The 16701-nt window shown below is 56.9% G+C and carries 17 protein-coding genes; 14 read left to right on the top strand and 3 right to left on the bottom strand.

The annotated features are described in order from the left end of the window. Entirely contained in the window at window positions 1-639 is a 639-nt protein-coding gene (gene upp, locus MELB17_RS03220; RefSeq protein ID WP_007348701.1) for a uracil phosphoribosyltransferase, read from the bottom strand. Window positions 640-898: 259 nt separating this feature from the next. Between upp and flhA the strand changes: the two genes are divergently transcribed. From flhA to MELB17_RS03150, 14 genes are all read left to right on the top strand, one after another. After that, a complete protein-coding gene (gene flhA, locus MELB17_RS03215; RefSeq protein ID WP_036183403.1) occupies window positions 899-3067 on the top strand; it encodes a flagellar biosynthesis protein FlhA in 2169 nt (722 codons plus the stop codon). A 57-nt stretch (window positions 3068-3124) separates the two neighbouring features. After that, on the top strand, window positions 3125-4486 hold the full coding sequence (flhF, locus tag MELB17_RS03210; RefSeq protein WP_007348698.1) for a flagellar biosynthesis protein FlhF: 1362 nt from the start codon (window positions 3125-3127) through the stop codon (window positions 4484-4486). A gap of 102 nt (window positions 4487-4588) precedes the next feature. Continuing rightward, a complete protein-coding gene (locus MELB17_RS03205; RefSeq protein ID WP_007348697.1) occupies window positions 4589-5401 on the top strand; it encodes a MinD/ParA family protein in 813 nt (270 codons plus the stop codon). Between the two features lie 27 nt (window positions 5402-5428). Beyond that, window positions 5429-6169: an RNA polymerase sigma factor FliA gene (locus tag MELB17_RS03200; protein ID WP_007348696.1), complete on the top strand. Its 741-nt coding sequence runs from the start codon at window positions 5429-5431 to the stop codon at window positions 6167-6169. A 77-nt stretch (window positions 6170-6246) separates the two neighbouring features. Beyond that, window positions 6247-6630 carry a chemotaxis response regulator CheY gene (gene cheY / locus MELB17_RS03195; protein WP_036183400.1) on the top strand — a complete coding sequence of 128 codons (384 nt, stop codon included), beginning with the start codon at window positions 6247-6249 and terminating at the stop codon, window positions 6628-6630. Window positions 6631-6650: 20 nt separating this feature from the next. Then, window positions 6651-7436: a protein phosphatase CheZ gene (locus MELB17_RS03190; protein WP_007348694.1), complete on the top strand. Its 786-nt coding sequence runs from the start codon at window positions 6651-6653 to the stop codon at window positions 7434-7436. Window positions 7437-7452: 16 nt separating this feature from the next. Continuing rightward, window positions 7453-9495, top strand: coding sequence for a chemotaxis protein CheA (locus tag MELB17_RS03185; RefSeq protein WP_007348693.1), 2043 nt, complete (start codon window positions 7453-7455; stop codon window positions 9493-9495). 95 nt (window positions 9496-9590) lie between these two features. Next, window positions 9591-10721, top strand: coding sequence for a protein-glutamate methylesterase/protein-glutamine glutaminase (locus tag MELB17_RS03180; protein WP_007348692.1), 1131 nt, complete (start codon window positions 9591-9593; stop codon window positions 10719-10721). After that, window positions 10721-11464, top strand: coding sequence for a flagellar motor protein (locus MELB17_RS03175; RefSeq protein ID WP_007348691.1), 744 nt, complete (start codon window positions 10721-10723; stop codon window positions 11462-11464). Before MELB17_RS03180 ends, MELB17_RS03175 begins: the two co-directional genes overlap by 1 nt. 16 nt (window positions 11465-11480) lie before the next feature. Continuing rightward, entirely contained in the window at window positions 11481-12266 is a 786-nt protein-coding gene (gene motD / locus MELB17_RS03170) for a flagellar motor protein MotD (protein ID WP_007348690.1), read from the top strand. Between the two features lie 125 nt (window positions 12267-12391). Then, window positions 12392-13189: a ParA family protein gene (locus tag MELB17_RS03165; protein WP_007348689.1), complete on the top strand. Its 798-nt coding sequence runs from the start codon at window positions 12392-12394 to the stop codon at window positions 13187-13189. Next, window positions 13182-13895, top strand: a complete 714-nt coding sequence (locus tag MELB17_RS03160) for a chemotaxis protein CheW (protein WP_007348688.1) — start codon at window positions 13182-13184, stop codon at window positions 13893-13895. The genes MELB17_RS03165 and MELB17_RS03160 overlap by 8 nt, the downstream gene beginning before the upstream one ends. Window positions 13896-14037: 142 nt before the next feature. Further along, entirely contained in the window at window positions 14038-14526 is a 489-nt protein-coding gene (locus tag MELB17_RS03155; protein WP_007348687.1) for a chemotaxis protein CheW, read from the top strand. Window positions 14527-14586: 60 nt separating this feature from the next. Next, a complete protein-coding gene (locus tag MELB17_RS03150; protein WP_007348686.1) occupies window positions 14587-14991 on the top strand; it encodes a DUF2802 domain-containing protein in 405 nt (134 codons plus the stop codon). A gap of 16 nt (window positions 14992-15007) precedes the next feature. On the opposite strand, the gene MELB17_RS03145 is transcribed toward MELB17_RS03150, so the two are convergent. Beyond that, complete coding sequence (locus MELB17_RS03145) at window positions 15008-15298, bottom strand: EscU/YscU/HrcU family type III secretion system export apparatus switch protein (RefSeq protein ID WP_007348685.1); 291 nt, start codon at window positions 15296-15298, stop codon at window positions 15008-15010. Beyond that, the gene (locus MELB17_RS03140; protein WP_036183491.1) at window positions 15295-16686 is read right to left on the bottom strand and encodes a flagellar hook-length control protein FliK; all 1392 of its coding nucleotides are present in this window, start codon (window positions 16684-16686) and stop codon (window positions 15295-15297) included. Before MELB17_RS03140 ends, MELB17_RS03145 begins: the two co-directional genes overlap by 4 nt. Window positions 16687-16701 lie beyond the last annotated feature (15 nt).

The following is a 16701-nucleotide window of genomic DNA, read 5'->3' as shown; positions in this document are numbered from 1 at the left end:
TTAGACGTCCTTCTGCTTGGTGCCGAAAATCTTGTCGCCGGCGTCGCCCAAGCCAGGCAGGATATAGCCTTTTTCATTTAGGCCGTCGTCGATGGAGGCGGTGTAGATAGACACATCCGGATGCGCAGCCAGAACTCGTTTCACGCCTTCAGGAGCGGCCACCAGAATCAGCGCGCGAATGTCGGTGCTGCCGGCTTTTTTCAGCAAATCAATCGTCGAGATAATCGAGCCACCGGTGGCCAGCATGGGGTCGATAATCAGCGCCATGCGTTGGTCCAGTTCACCCACCAGTTTTTCCATGTAGGTGGTGGCTTCCAGGGTTTCTTCGTTGCGGATCTGGCCCACTACGCTCACCCGCGCCGCGGGTAACAGCGCCAGCACGCCGTCCAGCATGCCAATGCCGGCGCGCAGAATCGGTACGATGGTCACTTTTTTACCCTGAATTTGTTCCACGGTGACCGGCCCGGCCCACCCGTCAATCTGCTGTTTTTTCAGGGTCAGGTCTTTGGTGGCCTCGTAAGTCAGCAGCGTACCCAGTTCCTGCGCCAGTTCACGAAAATTCTTGGTGCTGATATCGGCACGGCGCATCAGGCCAATTTTGTGCTGTATCAGAGGGTGTTTTACTTCGTGGATGGGCATGGCGGTCACCTGTTTGTCGTGATAATTGAGGGCGCGGGGTCGTGCATAAAGGCAACGACACAAAATGGCGAAAGGATACCGTATCTGGTGGTTTGCGTCAGGCTGCCGGCAGCAGAAAGTTGTAGGGGATTTCCTAAGGATTGGTATGGTTTTTGCGGTGTACCTGCTAAAACGCGCCAATGCGCCAGAAATCAGGTCAGATCAGATCAATTTAGATCAAATCAGGCCCAATTAGGTAATCATTAGAGAGAAATCCGGCATGGACCGAGCTTTAGTCTTTAGTAACGTCAAATCCTTGGCGAAGGGGAACCTCGGGGTTCCACTGATGCTAATGGGATTGCTGGGCATGATGATTCTGCCCGTGCCGGCGTTTTTGCTGGACGTGTTTTTTACCTTCAACATAACCTTGTCCATCGTGATCCTGTTGGTGTGCGTGTACGCCCTGAGGCCGATGGATTTTGCTGCGTTCCCCACCGTTTTGCTGTTGGCGACCTTACTACGCCTGGCGCTGAACGTCGCGTCTACCCGTATTGTGCTGCTGGAAGGCCATAATGGCGGGGATGCGGCCGGTAAAGTAATTGAGTCTTTCGGTGCGGTGTTGATTGGCGGTAACTACGCTGTTGGCCTGGTGGTGTTTGCCATCCTGATGATCATCAATTTTCTGGTGGTCACCAAAGGTGCCGGCCGAGTGTCGGAGGTGAGCGCCCGATTTACCCTGGATGCTATGCCCGGCAAGCAAATGGCCATCGACGCCGACTTGAACGCCGGCTTGATTAATCAGGAAGACGCCAAATTTCGCCGTAGGGAAGTTGCCGAAGAAGCCGATTTCTACGGTTCCATGGACGGTGCTTCGAAATTTGTAAAAGGCGACGCCGTTGCGGGCCTGCTCATTCTGGCCATTAACATCATCGGCGGGATTGCTATTGGTATGGCCCAGCACGGGCTGGATTTTAGCTTGGCGGTGGAGCGCTACGCGCTGTTGACCATTGGTGACGGCCTTGTGGCCCAAATCCCGTCGCTGTTGTTGTCTACGGCGGCGGCGATTATGGTTACCCGTACCACCTCCAGCCAGGATATGGGCGGCCAGATTCTGCAGCAAATGTTCGATGTGCCCAAGGCTCTGGCTATTGCTTCCGGTATTCTGATTTTGCTGGGCCTGATTCCTGGGATGCCCCACGTAGTCTTTCTGGGGCTGGGTTCGCTGGCGGCGGCAGCGGCCTGGCTTACCTGGAAGAAAAATCAACAAATGGTAGAAGAAGGTGACAGCTTCCCGGTACGTGGCGGTGCAGGAGCGGCTGGTCGTACCAGCGGCGGCGAACTGGTCAGTGGCGACAGCGGTAGCCAGGCTCTACCGGCACCGGCAGAGAATCGCGAGCTGGGCTGGGACGACGTCGCCACTGTGGACATTGTGGGCCTGGAAGTCGGCTACCGTCTTATTCCGTTGGTGGATAAAAGTCAGAGCGGGCAACTGCTTAGCCGTATTAAAGGTGTGCGTAAAAAGTTGTCCCAGGATTTGGGCTTTTTGATGCCCTCGGTGCATATCCGCGACAACCTGGACTTAATGCCCAACGTTTACCGCATCACCCTGATGGGCGTCACCATTGCCGAAGCGGAGATTCACCCGGAGCGTGAGCTGGCCATCGACCCCGGCCAGGTGTTTGGCAAAGTGGAGGGTATAGAAGGCAAAGATCCGGCTTTTGGCCTTGATGCCATCTGGATAGAGCCAGAGAAAAAAGACCAGGCCCAAAGCCTGGGCTACACCGTGGTAGACGCCAGCACCGTAGTGGCTACTCACCTGAATCAGGTTCTGCAGACCCACGCCTACGAGTTGCTGGGCCATGAAGAAGTGCAGAAGTGGCTGGACCAACTGGAAAAGGTATCGCCGAAACTGGCGGAAGAGCTGGTGCCCTCAGCGGTGAACATCAGCGTGTTGCTGCGAGTGTTGCAGAATCTGTTGAAAGAAGAAGTGCCTATTCGTGATATGCGCTCTATCGCCGAATCCATAGTGAACCTGCACCCGCGCAGTCAGGACCCGAAAGTCTTGACTACGGTAACCCGCCAAGCCCTGCGGCGGATGATTGTGCAAAGCATCGTTGGTAACGAATCCGAAATACCGGTGATTACCCTGGATCCAGATCTGGAACAGTTATTGCTTAAGTCTGTACAGCAGAGTCAACAATCCGGCGCGCAGGACGATATCGGGCTAGTGCTAGAGCCGAACATGGTGGAAAAACTCCAGCGCTCACTGCAAGACAGCGTGCAGCGCCAGGAAGTGCTCGGTAAGCCAGCGATTCTGCTGGTGTCCGGCCCGCTGCGGCCGGTGCTGGCAAAGTTCGCCAGTTATGGCATAGAACGCCTGCACGTACTGTCTTATCAGGAAGTGCCGGATAACAAACAGATTACCATCGTAGCGTCGGTAGGCCAGTAATGGCGCAGACGACACACGGATAACGCCAGCCGCGTTCCCGGCAAAGGATGAGCAAGCATGAAAGTAAAACGTTTTTTTGCACCCACAATGGCCGCAGCCCTGAAGCAGGTCAGCGAACACATGGGGCCGGATGCGATGATACTTTCCAACCGCCGGGTAGACGGCGGCGTTGAAATTGTGACGGCCCTCGATTACGACGAAAACATGGCGCGCCAACGCCTAGGTGACAAAGCGGTGGCAGCTACGAGTGGCACCCATCTGGCAGAGCTGCAGGCAGACCAGCAGCGCCACCTGGAAGACGAGCTTGGCCGCTCCCGTGATCGCATCCGCGATGTGCGCGATCAGCGTGCCGACAGCCAGGCCGGTTACGGTTCCATTGCTGAAACCGTCAATGGCTTTGCTGACATGACTAGCGCAGATCCGTTTGCAGCAGGCGGCAGAACCTTGCCGGCCGGCGCTGACGAGCGTAGCCAAAACGCGGCAGCGCAAAGCGGTCAGCCTGCGGGTTATGCCGGGGAGCTGGCGGCCATGCGTTCTGAAATAAGCAGTCTGCGCGAGCTGATGAACGGTCAGACCGCGCCTGCCGCGTTAAAAGACACCAGTGCTGGCGCCAATGTTACGGCTCTTCAGCAGCGCCTGGCAGAACGCTTGGGTGAGTTCGGCCTTAGCCGCGAGCTGTCTGACAATCTCGCCCTCCGTCACCAGGCCGGGCGCCTGGAGGATGGCTGGAAGCAGTCTCTCAAAATGCTGGTTAACGGTGTGCGTACCCCGCGCCAGGAATGGCTGGATGAAGGCGGCGTATTTGCTCTGGTTGGGCCTACTGGAGCGGGTAAAACCACCACCATCGGCAAACTGGCGGCACGCTACGTGCTGCGCCACGGCGCCGATTCCCTGGCGTTGATTACCACCGATCGTTATCGGGTTGCGGCGCACGAGCAATTGTTTGTGTTTGGCCGTATTCTTAACGTGCCGGTACGGGTAGTTGATGAAAGCCACCCGCTGGATGAAATTCTGGATGAGTTGTCTGACCGTCGCCTGGTGTTGATTGATACCGCCGGGCTGACCAGCACCGATCGGGGCTACCAGGAGCAATTGGCCGAGCTGGCCCGCAGTCATCACAAAATCCGTACACATTTGGTGGTGTCTGCCACCAGCCAGCCGCGGATTATGAAATCCGTATGGCATTGTTATAAGATGGCAAACCTTGCCGGCTGTGTGATTACCAAGATCGACGAGGCTCTGACTCTGGGCGAAGCGCTGGGATTTGTTATGGAAACCAGTCTGCCGGTGGCTTGGTACACCGACGGCCAGAAAATACCCCAAGACTTGCACCCGGCGAAAGCGCTTGCGCTGGTGCAACTCGGTGTAGAACGGCTGAAGGGTTTGCGGCAGGAGCAGGCCGTTGCTAGCGGGTCCTGAAAGCGCCGGTTGTAAAAGCATCACAGCAAGCGGGCAGTAAGGAACAGTGGGGCAGCGGTAACATCCGTTCCCGGTTAAACATGGCAAGAGGCCATCATCAGTATGAGTAAAGCACATCCGGTTCAGGTAATTGCGGTCACTGGCGGTAAAGGTGGCGTTGGTAAAAGTAATGTGTCGGTCAACCTGGGCATTGCTCTGGCGCAAAGAGGCCGTCGGGTGGTGCTGTTGGACGCCGACCTGGGGCTTGCCAATATCGATGTGCTGTTAGGCCTGAAAACCAAGCGTAATCTGCAAGACGTACTCAATGGTGACTGCGATTTGCGTGACGTGCTGGTAGATGGCCCCGGCGGCATCAAGATTGTGCCGGCCTCATCAGGCACCCAGCGCATGACCCAGCTCAGTGCCATGGAGCACGCCGGGCTGATTCACGCCTTCAGCGACATTGCCGACCAGATCGACGTACTGATTGTGGATACCGCCGCAGGCATCTCCGAATCGGTGGTCAGCTTTTTGCGGGCATCCCAGGAACTGCTGCTGGTGGTGTGCGACGAGCCTACTTCGATTACCGATGCCTACGCCTTGATCAAGTTGATGAACCGCGATTACGACACCAACCGCTTCCGGATTCTGGCCAATCAGGTGAACACCGAACAAGAAGGCCGGCTTTTGTATGAAAAACTGACCCGGGTTACCGAGCGTTTTCTGGATGTGGCGTTACAATATGTAGGTATAGTACCTTTTGACGAGGCCGTCAAAAAAGCGGTGCGGCGCCAGCAAGCGGTGTTGGAAGCTTACCCGCAAGCAAAAGCCTCGCTGGCCATAAGGGCTCTTGCTGAAAAAGTGGACAGTTGGCCGCTGCCATCATCACCGCGGGGCCATCTCGAATTCTTTATAGAGCGGCTCGTCGAAGTTTAAAACACATCCCGTACAAAAAGCGGATTTATGATACTGGCGAAAGATCTTGGAGTCTATCAACGGTCGGGTGCTTCAGACGCTTCCTGGCTGATTGAAGAGCACGCGCCCCTGGTCAAGAAAATTGCCCTTCACCTGCTGGCGCGATTGCCTTCCAGTGTTCAGCTGGAAGACCTGATGCAGGCTGGTATGATCGGCTTGCTTGAGGCGTCGCAGCGCTATACCACGGGCAAAGGTGCTACCTTCGAGACCTACGCCGGTATCCGTATCCGCGGCGCTATGGTGGACGAAATCCGCAAAGGCGACTGGGTGCCGCGTTCGGTGCACAGAAACTCCCGGCGCATTTCCAGCGCCATCAAAGCTGTAGAGGGCCGAGAGGGCCGCGAATCCCACGATGTCGAAGTGGCTGCTGAGCTGGATATGACGCTGTCGGAATACCACAGTTGCCTGGCCGACTCCAACAGCGGTCGGCTTTTTAGTCTGGATGAGCTCAATGATTCCGGCGAGCTGCCGATAGAACAATCAGAGACGGATGATAATCCGCTGCACGGGGTGTCAGAGTTCGCCTTCCGTAACAGTTTGGCGGCGGCCATTGAAACCCTGCCAGAACGTGAAAAACTGGTGCTGAGCCTCTATTACCAGGAAGAGTTGAACCTGAGGGAAATCGGTGCTGTGCTGGACGTCAGCGAAAGCCGGGTCAGCCAGATTCACAGCCAGGCTGCCTTGCGCTTACGCAGCCGGTTAGCCGACTGGAAAACGGACCATACATAATTCTAGCGCCTGCAACCCGCAAGTTGCAGGCAGTGATGCAACGAGATTCGACTAGATTTCACCGATTGGAGGTCCTCTTGGACAAAAATATGAAAATCCTCATTGTGGACGATTTTTCCACGATGCGGCGCATTATCAAAAACCTGCTGCGTGACTTGGGCTTCACCAACACCGACGAAGCCGACGATGGCAATACGGCAATGCCTATGCTGAAAACCGGCAAGTACGACTTTCTGGTGACCGACTGGAATATGCCCGGCATGTCCGGTTTTGACCTGCTCAAGAATGTTCGCGCCGACGATCAGCTGAAAACCCTGCCGATCCTGATGGTGACGGCCGAAGCCAAGCGCGACCAGATTGTCGCTGCGGCGCAGGCCGGTGTGAACGGCTACATTATAAAGCCGTTCACTGCCGCCGTTCTCAAAGAAAAAATCGAAAAAATCTTTGAGCGAATTCAGTAACCGGGGAGTGGATACAAGCCATGAGCAAGTCAACAGACGAGCGCCATGCCCTGGAACCAGAGCTGACGGCAAAATTAAAGCAACAGTCCGAACAGCTGGTTGAGAGCGTGCATGCGGGCGATTATTCCCGCGCTATGGCGATGATCAGCGAGCTTGCAGAAGTGCGAAATCAGGGCCTGTACCACGAAGTAGGGCGGCTAACCCGCAGCCTGCACGAAGCCAGGCGTAATTTTCAGATTGATCCGCGCAACCCCGAACAGCAAGAAGCTCTGTCAAAAATGACCGACGCTTCTGATCGCCTGGAATACGTGGTGAAAATGACTGGCGAGGCGGCGAATCGCACCATGGATCTGGTAGAAGAAAGCATGCCGGTCGCCCGTCATTTGCAAGACGAAGCCCAAGATCTGCACCAGCAGTGGCAGCGCCTGCGGCGGCGGGACATGGAACCGACAGAATTTCGCGAGTTGCACGCTCGCATGGACCAGTTTTTGGTGGCGTTGAGCACCGACGCTGGCAAACTGTACGGTAACCTCTCAGAAGTTTTGTTGGCTCAGGATTATCAAGACCTGACAGGTCAAGTGATTCAAAATGTGATCACCCTTGTGCGTAAAGTGGAAGACAACCTGGTGAGCCTGGTGGTGATGGCCGGCCACGTAGACCAGTTGACCGGCACAGTGCACCAGATTGAGGACAATCAGCCCTCGGCTGAGCAGGGTGTGGGTCCGCAAATAATGCCAGAACAACGCAAAGATGTGTTGTCTGGTCAGGATGACGTGGATGACCTGTTGTCCAGTCTTGGTTTCTGAGCAATGAGGAACAAACATGTCGTTTGACGGCGATGAAGAAATCCTGCAGGACTTTCTGGTTGAAGCCGGTGAGATTCTTGAGCTGTTGTCTGAGCAGCTCGTGGACCTGGAGCAGAATCCTGACGACAGCAATTTGCTGAATGCCATCTTCCGTGGTTTTCACACGGTCAAAGGCGGAGCAGGCTTCTTGCGGTTAGATGCCCTGGTAAACTGCTGTCACTCGGCGGAAAACGTATTCGACACCCTGCGCAACCACAAGCGCAAAGTAACCTCTGAGCTGATGGACGTAGTCCTGGAAACCCTGGACAACGTGAATGCCATGTTCGAAGAGGTGCGTCAGCGCGAAGTGCCCACGCCGGCGCCGCAGGAACTGATTGAACGGCTGGATCAGCTGGCATTGCCTGAAGGCGAAGCTACGATCCATTCAGCTGCGCCCGCCAGCGCTGATCAGGGCGACATTACCGATGACGAATTCGAACAGCTGCTCGACGCCCTGAACGGCGACGAAACAGCGTCAGCGGCTGCCAGCGAAACCAGTGCGGCTAGCCCGGTTGCAAGTGGCGATGGCGACATCAACGACGACGAATTCGAAGCTCTTCTTGATCAGCTTCACGGCAAAGGCCAGTTCGCCGGCGCCCCGGTCGCGCCGGCAGCCGCCAAAGAAACCGCGGCTGAGACGAGCAGTGCCCAGCCAACCGATATCTCTGACGACGAATTCGAAGCACTGCTGGACCAGCTTCACGGTAAGGGCGGCAGCCCGAAAGCAGTCGTTGCGGCCGCGTCCGCCGCGCCAGCGCCCGCTAAAAAGCCGGAACCAGCCAAGGTTCCAGCAGTGGCCAAAGCTCCAGCCGAACCGGCACAAGCCAAAGCGCCGGCCCGCGATGCTGCCCATGCCGCTTCGGAAACCAGCGTGCGGGTAGATACTAAACGCTTGGACGACATCATGAATATGGTGGGCGAGTTGGTGCTGGTGCGAAACCGCCTGCAACGCCTGGGTGATCAAAGCGAAGACGAGCAGATGCACAAAGCAGTGGCCAATCTGGCTGTGGTCACCACCGACCTGCAGGCTGCTGTCATGCAAACCCGCATGCAGCCCATCAAGAAAGTGTTTGGTCGTTTCCCGCGGGTGGTACGTGACCTTGCTCGCAGCCTGAAAAAAGAAATCAATCTGGTGATGCACGGCGAAGACACCGATCTCGACAAAAATCTGGTGGAAGCATTGTCGGATCCGTTGGTGCACTTGGTGCGCAACTCGGTGGACCACGGCATTGAAAGCCCGGCAGAGCGGGAACGGGCCGGTAAGCCCAGAGTCGGCACCATTACCTTGTCGGCGGAGCAAGAGGGTGATCACATCCTGCTGTTGATCACCGACGATGGCGCCGGCATGAACGCCGACGTGTTGCGCCGAAAAGCAGTCGAAAAGGGCATGTATGACCAGGATGGCGCCGACCGGCTGACCGATCAGGAATGCTACAACCTGATATTTGCCGCCGGTTTTTCCACCAAAGACCAGATTTCCGATGTGTCTGGCCGTGGTGTGGGTATGGATGTGGTGAAAACAAAAATCAGCCAGCTCAACGGCCAGCTAAGCGTGGTGTCAAAGCTGGGCGAAGGCTCAAGCATTGTGATCAAAGTGCCACTGACTCTGGCCATCATGCCTACGCTGATGATTATGCTTGCTGACCAGTCGTTCGCACTGCCATTGGTTAACGTGGTGGAAATATTCCACCTTAATTTGAGCAAGACCAACGTGGTAGATGGTCGCGAGTGTGTTGTGGTGCGCGACAAGGTATTCCCGCTGTTTCACATCAAGCGTTGGCTCATTCGTGGCGGTGCTGGAAACGTTGAGCCGGAAAACGGCCACGTGGTGATTGTGTCTATGGGTACCCGCCAGGTCGGGTTCGTGGTTGACCAGCTGGTAGGCCAGGAAGAAGTGGTGATTAAACCTCTCGGGCGCGGGCTGTTGGGTACGCCGGGTATGGCTGGCGCTACCATTACCGGCGATGGTCGGATCGCGCTGATTATCGATGTGCCCAGTTTGCTGCAACATTACAGTTAACGCCGATACATCGCCGATCCATTGTTGATTAATCGTCGATTAATTGTCGAACGGCCGCCGGCTTGGCGGGCGGCAGGCATAGCCCGGAGGAGTAAATGACGGTTTCTGTGCTGATTGTTGATGATTCCAGTTTCTTTCGTAAACGCCTGAGTGAAATCCTTGGTGCGTCTGGCCAGATCACCGTTGTTGGCACCGCAAGCAACGGCCGCGAAGCCGTAGAGCAAGCAGAGAAACTGCATCCTGACGTGATTACCATGGATTATGAAATGCCGGTCATGGACGGGATTACGGCCGTGCGGGAAATACTGCGCAGACACCCGATACCGGTGCTGATGTTTTCTTCGCTTACTTATGATGGTGCGCGGGTCACCCTGGATGCGCTGGAAGCTGGAGCCGTGGATTTCCTGCCCAAGAATTTCGAAGAAATTGCCGGTAACAGCAGTCAGTTACAAAAAATATTGGTAGAACGTGTTGTTAGTATTGCCCGTAGTCGCCCCAGCAGCTCTGGGAGCACTCGCGCCCATGAGCCACCAGTGGCATCGGTTGGGGCTACGCCTGCGACTGACCGCGCCGCGACTCCAGCGGTACAGCGGCGCCCCGCGGCTGCAGCAGCGGTTGCCAGTCCGGAGCGCCATCACCGGCGTACACCATCCAGGCACTTTACAGTGGTGGCGATCGGCACCTCTACCGGTGGCCCGGTGGCCCTGCAGAACGTGCTCATCGGCCTGCCTGCCAGCTTTCCCGCACCGCTGATTCTGGTGCAACACATGCCCGCCAGTTTTACCCCGGCTTTTGCCGAGCGGTTGAACCGGTCTTGCCAAATACAGGTGCGCCAGGCGGAAGACGGTGATGTGTTGCGCCCCGGCCTGGCTTTGCTGGCACCCGGCGGCAAACAAATGATGGTGGAAAACCGCGGTGGCCAAGGCCGGGTACGTATATTACCCGGCGATGATCGGCTCAATTACAAACCTTCGGTAGATGTCACCTTTGGTTCGCTGGCACGCAGCTTTCCCGGTAAAACTTTGGGTATTGTTCTAACAGGCATGGGCGCAGATGGCCGGGAAGGCTGTCGCATGATGAAACAGAGCGGCTCGATTGTGTGGTCGCAGGATGAAAAAAGCTCGGTGATTTACGGCATGCCCATGGCCGTGGCTAAAGCCGGCCTGAGTGACGAAATTCTGGCGCTGAACGACGTTTGCCAGCGGCTTAAAGATGGAGTCAGCTGATGGATGTGCTTAGCCTTCTTGGCGTTATCTTGGCGTTTGTAGCCATTTTGGGGGGTAATCTACTGGAAGGCGGTGCGCTTGCGTCGTTGTTCAACGCGCCGGCGGCGCTGATTGTTATTGGCGGTACCCTGGCGGCCACGATACTGCAGACCTCCTGGCCGGTGCTGAAGCATGCGTTCAGCCAATCCCGCTGGGTATTTGTGCCGCCGTTTGTCAGCCTGGAAGACGGCCTCGACAAAGTTGTGAACTGGAGCGTTATTGCCCGCAAAAAAGGCCTTCTGGGGCTTGAGGGGCTAGCAGAAAGCGAGCCGGAGCGGTTTGTGCAAAAAGGCTTGCTGCTGTTGGTTGACGGTGCCGAAAGCAACACCATTCGCAGCATCATGGAAGTAGAGCTGGAAACCCGAGAGCAGCGGGATCTGGATTCGGCGCGGGTGTTTGAAGCCATGGGCGGCTATTCGCCCACCATCGGCATTATCGGCGCGGTGATGGGGCTAATTCAGGTAATGACCAACCTGGAAGACCCGGAGTCACTGGGCAGCGGTATAGCCACCGCTTTTGTTGCCACCATCTATGGGGTGGCGTTGGCTAACCTGCTTTTTTTCCCGGTGGCCAATAAGCTGCGCGGGCTGGTGCGCGAGCGCACCCGCTACGAAGACATGATGATCGAAGGCCTTATTGCCATCGCTGAAGGTGAAAACCCTAAATCCATCGAAATCCGCTTGCGTGGATTTCTTCCCTGGTAGCGAGTGTTAATTGCTTATGCGACGCCGCAAACCCCCCCAAGATGATTTTCATCATAAAGAGCGTTGGCTAATCTCATACGCCGACTTCATTACCCTGTTGTTCGCGTTTTTTGTGGTGATGTATTCGGTGTCTTCGGTTAACGAGGGCAAATACAAGGTGCTGTCGAATACCTTGACTGGTGTTTTCAACGCGCCGGAACGCTCGGTTGTGCCTATTACCGTTGGCGAACAGCCGGTTGCTGGTGGGCGCAGTGACACCGATGCCGTTATCGCGCCGGTGGTTACCGAAGCACCTCTCAGTTTGCCAGCACCAGACAACGCCAGCCGGTCGCGTGCGCTTCAGGAGCTGGCCGGCCAGCTCGGGCAGGAGTTTAGTGCACTGATTGAGGGGGGCGTGATATCCCTGAACGCAGATGATGAGTGGTTGCAGCTGAATTTGCCCAACAGCCTGTTGTTTGGCAGCGGCGACGCTGAACCTCATTACGACTCCTTCGCAGTGATGGAAAAAATTGCGGGCGTGCTGCGCGACACTGACAACGCCATTCGCATTGAAGGTTTTACCGATAATCAGTCCATTCGCAGTGGCCGCTTTCCGTCAAACTGGGAGCTTTCGGCTGCCCGCGCGTCGGTTTTGGTGCGCATGCTGGTGATGGATGGTATAGACCCGGCGCGGCTGGCTGCGGTGGGGTATGGCGAGCATCAGCCAGTGGCACGCAACGATACCGACGAAGGCCGTCGCCGTAATCGTCGCGTGGTGCTGCTGATTTCCCGCGATGCCAGCATTCGCGATGCCATACGCTGAACTTGGCACGATTTCTGTAGTCTTTCTTTTAAAAAACAGTGAGCAGCGCTTTTTCAGTAGCGAAACACAACATAACGGCAATCTATTGCCGTGTGAAATGCCGAGGACAGGCAGGAGGATCAAACGTGCGAATTTGGGCAGTGGCCAATCAAAAAGGCGGGGTGGGTAAAACCACCACCGTGGTTGCCTTGGGCGACCTGTTGGCCAGCCGTGGCAAGCGTGTGCTGATGCTGGATATGGATCCGCACGGTTCGCTTACCAGCTGGTTTGGCTATGATCCGGACCGCCTCAAGCACAGCCTGTTTGACCTGTTTCAACATCAGGGAAAAGTACCCGAAGGACTGCCCGCACAGCTGATTACCGACACCGGCGTGCCCAATCTTTCGTTAATGCCGGCCAGCACTGCCCTGGCAACCCTGGAAAGGCGGGTCACAGGTGTTGAAGGCATGGGTCTGTTGATTTCCCGCGCGCTGGCGCAGCTGTGGGATGATTTTGACTACGTGCTGCTGGATAACACCCCAACATTGGGCGTGCTGATGGTTAACAGCCTGGCGGCGGCAAGCCATTTGATTATTCCGGTGCAAACCGAGTTTTTGGCCATTAAGGGTCTTGAGCGCATGTTGCACACGCTGCACATGATTAGCCGTTCGCAGAAAAATCCCTTGAGCTATACCATTGTGCCAACTCTATTTGACCGCCGAACCCAAGCCTCGAATAAAAGCCTGAATCTGCTGCGTGATACCTATCCGCATCAGCTTTGGCGTTTTGCCATACCGGTAGACACAAAGTTCCGTGATGCCAGCCAGGCCGGATTAGTGCCCTCAGCGGTAGACGTCAACACCCACGGAGTGCGCGCTTATCACCGCCTGCTTGACGATTTATTGGCGCAAACCGGTACCTGGCTGGAGCCGTCTGGTGGCTGACAAAAAAATGACACAGCTGGCGGACCCGCAAGCCGCCATCGCCAGTTATCTGGACGACCTGTTGCACACGGCCACCGATCAGGCGCATCAGCAGGACACGCAGGCTGTTGCCAAACCGGCGGTGGCAATAGCGCCGCAGCCGCAGCCGCTGCCGGCCAAGCCAGAGCCCGCAATTGCTGCACCATTAGCGCAGGCCGTGACCGCCCCGAAACTGTTGCCAATAGCCGGGCCGCAGGCAAGGCCTGAGTGGGCCGAAAAGCCATTTGAATGTCTGATTTTTACCGTGGCAGGGTTGCAGCTGGCTGTGCCCTTGGTGCTGCTAGGGGGCGTTCACCGCATCGAAGACGATGTAATGCCGATGCCCGGAAGTCCGTCTTGGTATATGGGTATTCGCCCGGGCCGGGACAAAAACCTGCGGGTGGTCGACAGTGCTGAGTGGATTATGGCGGGTCGGGCACCGGCAAACGCACGCGCTAATTATCGGTTTGTGATACACCTTAACAACAGTGATTGGGGGCTGGCTTGTGATAATGTAGCTCAATCTTTTACTTTGAGCCCCCAGCAGGTGCGCTGGCGCACGTCGCGTAGCAAGCGGCCATGGCTGGCTGGCACAGTGATTGAGCAGATGTGCGCCCTGCTGGACGTTCAGAGCATGGCGAATCTGCTGGTTCGCGCCGAGCGCGAACAGCACCTGGATTTAAGCTGAGCAGGCCCCGGCGAGCGTTCAGTGCTAACAAAGGGTAGTGCTGGCACGATTTATGCCCCTTAAATAGCGTATAGGGGCGCTAATGATGATTTTTTGACGGTCAGGCTGCCCGCACGGCAGCCGCACATGGAGATTTAACACAATGGCAGCCCCAAACGGACAGCAAAAACAGACCAAAGATGACGAGATACTGCAGTACGTGACCTTTCGTCTGGACGATGAAACTTACGGCATCAACGTAATGCAGATTCAGGAAGTACTGCGTTACAGCGAGATTGCACCGGTACCGGGTTCACCGGACTACGTTCTGGGCATCATCAACCTGCGCGGCAACGTGGTAACGGTGATTGATACCCGTCGGCGTTTTGGCTTGAACGATGCCGAAATCACCGACTCCAGCCGTATTGTGGTGATGGAGTCCGCCGATCAGGTGATGGGTATTCTGGTGGATTCGGTGGCCGAGGTGGTTTACCTCAAGTCCAGTGAAATTGAAGCCGCGCCCAATGTGGGCAGCGAAGAAAGTGCCCGCTTTATTCAGGGCGTGTGTAACAAAAATGGCGAACTGATCATTCTGGTCGAGTTCGACAAGATGCTGACAGATCACGAATGGGCGGACATCTCAGCGCTGTAAGGTCTTAGGCCGGCAGTGAACGCAGATCGACGCCCTGACGCACACCAAGGAGACGTTGCTATGTTTGCTGATGTATTTGCCGAGATTCCCCAATGGGTGCCCTGGATTCTGGTCGCTACAGCTCTGTCTTTGCTGGTGGCGCAAATTGTCTTGCAAGGGCGGCAGCTGCGAGGGTTGCAGGTGGCGCTGAAAAGCCGCTGTGACATTCTTGGCCGCGAACTGCATGCCACTGCCAGCACTGGCATGGGGGTAGGCCAGCGCTTGGTAGCCTGCGAACGCCAACTGCACGAACTGCGAACCACCATCGAAGAAATGCGCCAGAACGATCCGCTGCGGGTGTCTTATGACGAAGCCGCAAGGCTGGTTGATCTTGGCGCCGATATCGACGACCTGATGAACACCTGCGGCATTTCCCGGCCCGAGGCAGAACTGGTGTCTGCCCTGAAGAAACGCCAGGCAGCCTGAACCCCGGTTTTTGGCGTTATTGAGCGGCGTCTTCCGGTGTCAGACCCCGTATGTGAAAGGCGAAGGCCAGAATTTCTGCGACCAGCTGGTACAGCTGTTCGGGGATTTCGTCATTCAGCGACAGTCGTGCCAGGGTGCTGGCCAGCTCAGCGTTTTCGTACAAGGGCACCCCGTGTTCGCGGGCAATGCGAATAATTTCGTCCGCAAGTTCGTGATTGCCAACAGCGCTGATGGTGGGCGCCCGCTCACCGTCGTATTTTAACGCGACTGCCGCTGACGCCTGTTGCGGCTCGTTATTTTTGCTCATGCTTTGGTATCCACCAGTCGATGTTGCAGCTTTGTCGCTACCGGGCCCGGATTGCCCTGGCGACACTCCAGATCCGCCACTTCGAGCCCCAGATCGGTCAGGCTGCTGCGCAGCAGCGGCAGTTGTTGGTGCACCTTGCGCAAGGTGGCCAGTTTCTCTGCCCACACCAGAGCGCTCACTGCCTGTTGGCGCAGGCTCACTTCGAATTGCAAAGGGCCGGCCTGGTCCAGATCCATCGCCAGTACGAGGCGCCACTCGCCAACGCTTGCCCGTGATGGCCCGCGGCCGCTGCCGTCTTTGCCCGGATGCTGTTCAATCCGCAGTTGCGCCAGCTTGGGTTGCTGTTGCGGGTTCATCCAGGGCAGTTCCAGTAAAAGCGTGTTAGTGGGCGCGCCGGCATCTGTGCCACCGCGAGCGTTCAACACCTGGGTGTGCAGCTGGTTTACGGTAATGCGGTTGAGCATACCGGCCAGAATTCGCAGCAATTGCCCGACGTTGGGCGGTTCTTCTCTGGCGCTGCTACCGGTGCTGGCCTGAGCCATGGCGAATGCGCCGGGAAACTGTAACGGCGCCTGAATCAGCGCTGGGCTAGCCAGCGGTGTCAGCCGGTTGAAGTGCTCTGGCCCCTTGCCCTGCTGTGCCAGAAGCGCGGTGATTACCCGGCCAATGGCCAGTTTCAGATCGGGTAGGGTTGCCGACGGTGTTGCCGCCAGTCGCGCCTCTGCAAACAGCCCGCTTTCGCTCAGCCATTGCTGTACCTGTTGCACCGCTGTGGTCTGCTGTCCGGCCCCGGGCGCAAGCTGGTTGCTGGTGGGAAAGCGTGCAAATAGTTGTTCCAGAGCCTGACGCGCCGCTTGTGGCAGAGGCTGCGCGGCGGTGCCCGAGACAGCCTGCGAGGGCAGTTGGCCGGGCGGTGTGTCGGTTTTCACACCTTGCTGCAAGCCTGCCATCAGTCGTGCCAGTCCGCTGTCCAGGCTTTGCTGCCAGGGCAGGCGTTGCACCAGAGCCTGTGCCAAGCTGACTTCCGGGGCAGTTGCCAGTTTGCCCATCAGCTGCAATTCGTTGCCTGCACGCAGCACTTTTATCCAGTCGCCGGCCTGAAGTTTGGTTTCGCCAATACTGGCCTGAACTTGAAGCGGTTTGCCGCGTATGTCCAACAGCAGCTCGGCGCCACCATCCCGGCGTTGAATGACCTCGGTAACCCTTGCCAGCAGACTTTCGTTACGGCCCATCTGCAACTGGTTCAGTACCCGCTGGGCGCTTAGCGCGGTCGATGTAGGCGGGGCTGGGGCAGGCGCGTTGGTGCTGCCTTGCGGTGGCCGGCTGTCGGCGCTGGCGGGCGACGTAGATTGGGGAGTGGGTTGGGGCGGGTTGGCGGGAAGTTTCATCGCTACCAAATTGAC

The sequence above is a fragment of the Marinobacter sp. ELB17 genome, from assembly GCF_000169375.1.
Classification (GTDB): Bacteria; Pseudomonadota; Gammaproteobacteria; order Pseudomonadales; family Oleiphilaceae; genus Marinobacter.
The sequence above is the reverse complement of the archived record's forward strand: the minus strand, read 5'-3'. Positions and strand labels throughout refer to the sequence as shown.

Bases quoted from the DNA above. Each gene is read 5' to 3' on its own strand.
- flhA (WP_036183403.1), top strand. From the start codon at position 899: ATGGACCGAGCTTTAGTCTTTAGTAACGTCAAATCCTTGGCGAAGGGG.
- MELB17_RS03175 (WP_007348691.1), top strand. From the start codon at position 10,721: ATGGATGTGCTTAGCCTTCTTGGCGTTATCTTGGCGTTTGTAGCCATT.
- motD (WP_007348690.1), top strand. From the start codon at position 11,481: ATGCGACGCCGCAAACCCCCCCAAGATGATTTTCATCATAAAGAGCGT.
- upp (WP_007348701.1), bottom strand. From the start codon at position 639: ATGCCCATCCACGAAGTAAAACACCCTCTGATACAGCACAAAATTGGC.
- MELB17_RS03145 (WP_007348685.1), bottom strand. From the start codon at position 15,298: ATGAGCAAAAATAACGAGCCGCAACAGGCGTCAGCGGCAGTCGCGTTA.
- MELB17_RS03200 (WP_007348696.1), top strand. From the start codon at position 5,429: ATGATACTGGCGAAAGATCTTGGAGTCTATCAACGGTCGGGTGCTTCA.
- MELB17_RS03190 (WP_007348694.1), top strand. From the start codon at position 6,651: ATGAGCAAGTCAACAGACGAGCGCCATGCCCTGGAACCAGAGCTGACG.
- MELB17_RS03140 (WP_036183491.1), bottom strand. From the start codon at position 16,686: ATGAAACTTCCCGCCAACCCGCCCCAACCCACTCCCCAATCTACGTCG.
- MELB17_RS03180 (WP_007348692.1), top strand. From the start codon at position 9,591: ATGACGGTTTCTGTGCTGATTGTTGATGATTCCAGTTTCTTTCGTAAA.
- flhF (WP_007348698.1), top strand. From the start codon at position 3,125: ATGAAAGTAAAACGTTTTTTTGCACCCACAATGGCCGCAGCCCTGAAG.
- MELB17_RS03205 (WP_007348697.1), top strand. From the start codon at position 4,589: ATGAGTAAAGCACATCCGGTTCAGGTAATTGCGGTCACTGGCGGTAAA.
- MELB17_RS03150 (WP_007348686.1), top strand. From the start codon at position 14,587: ATGTTTGCTGATGTATTTGCCGAGATTCCCCAATGGGTGCCCTGGATT.
- MELB17_RS03155 (WP_007348687.1), top strand. From the start codon at position 14,038: ATGGCAGCCCCAAACGGACAGCAAAAACAGACCAAAGATGACGAGATA.
- MELB17_RS03185 (WP_007348693.1), top strand. From the start codon at position 7,453: ATGTCGTTTGACGGCGATGAAGAAATCCTGCAGGACTTTCTGGTTGAA.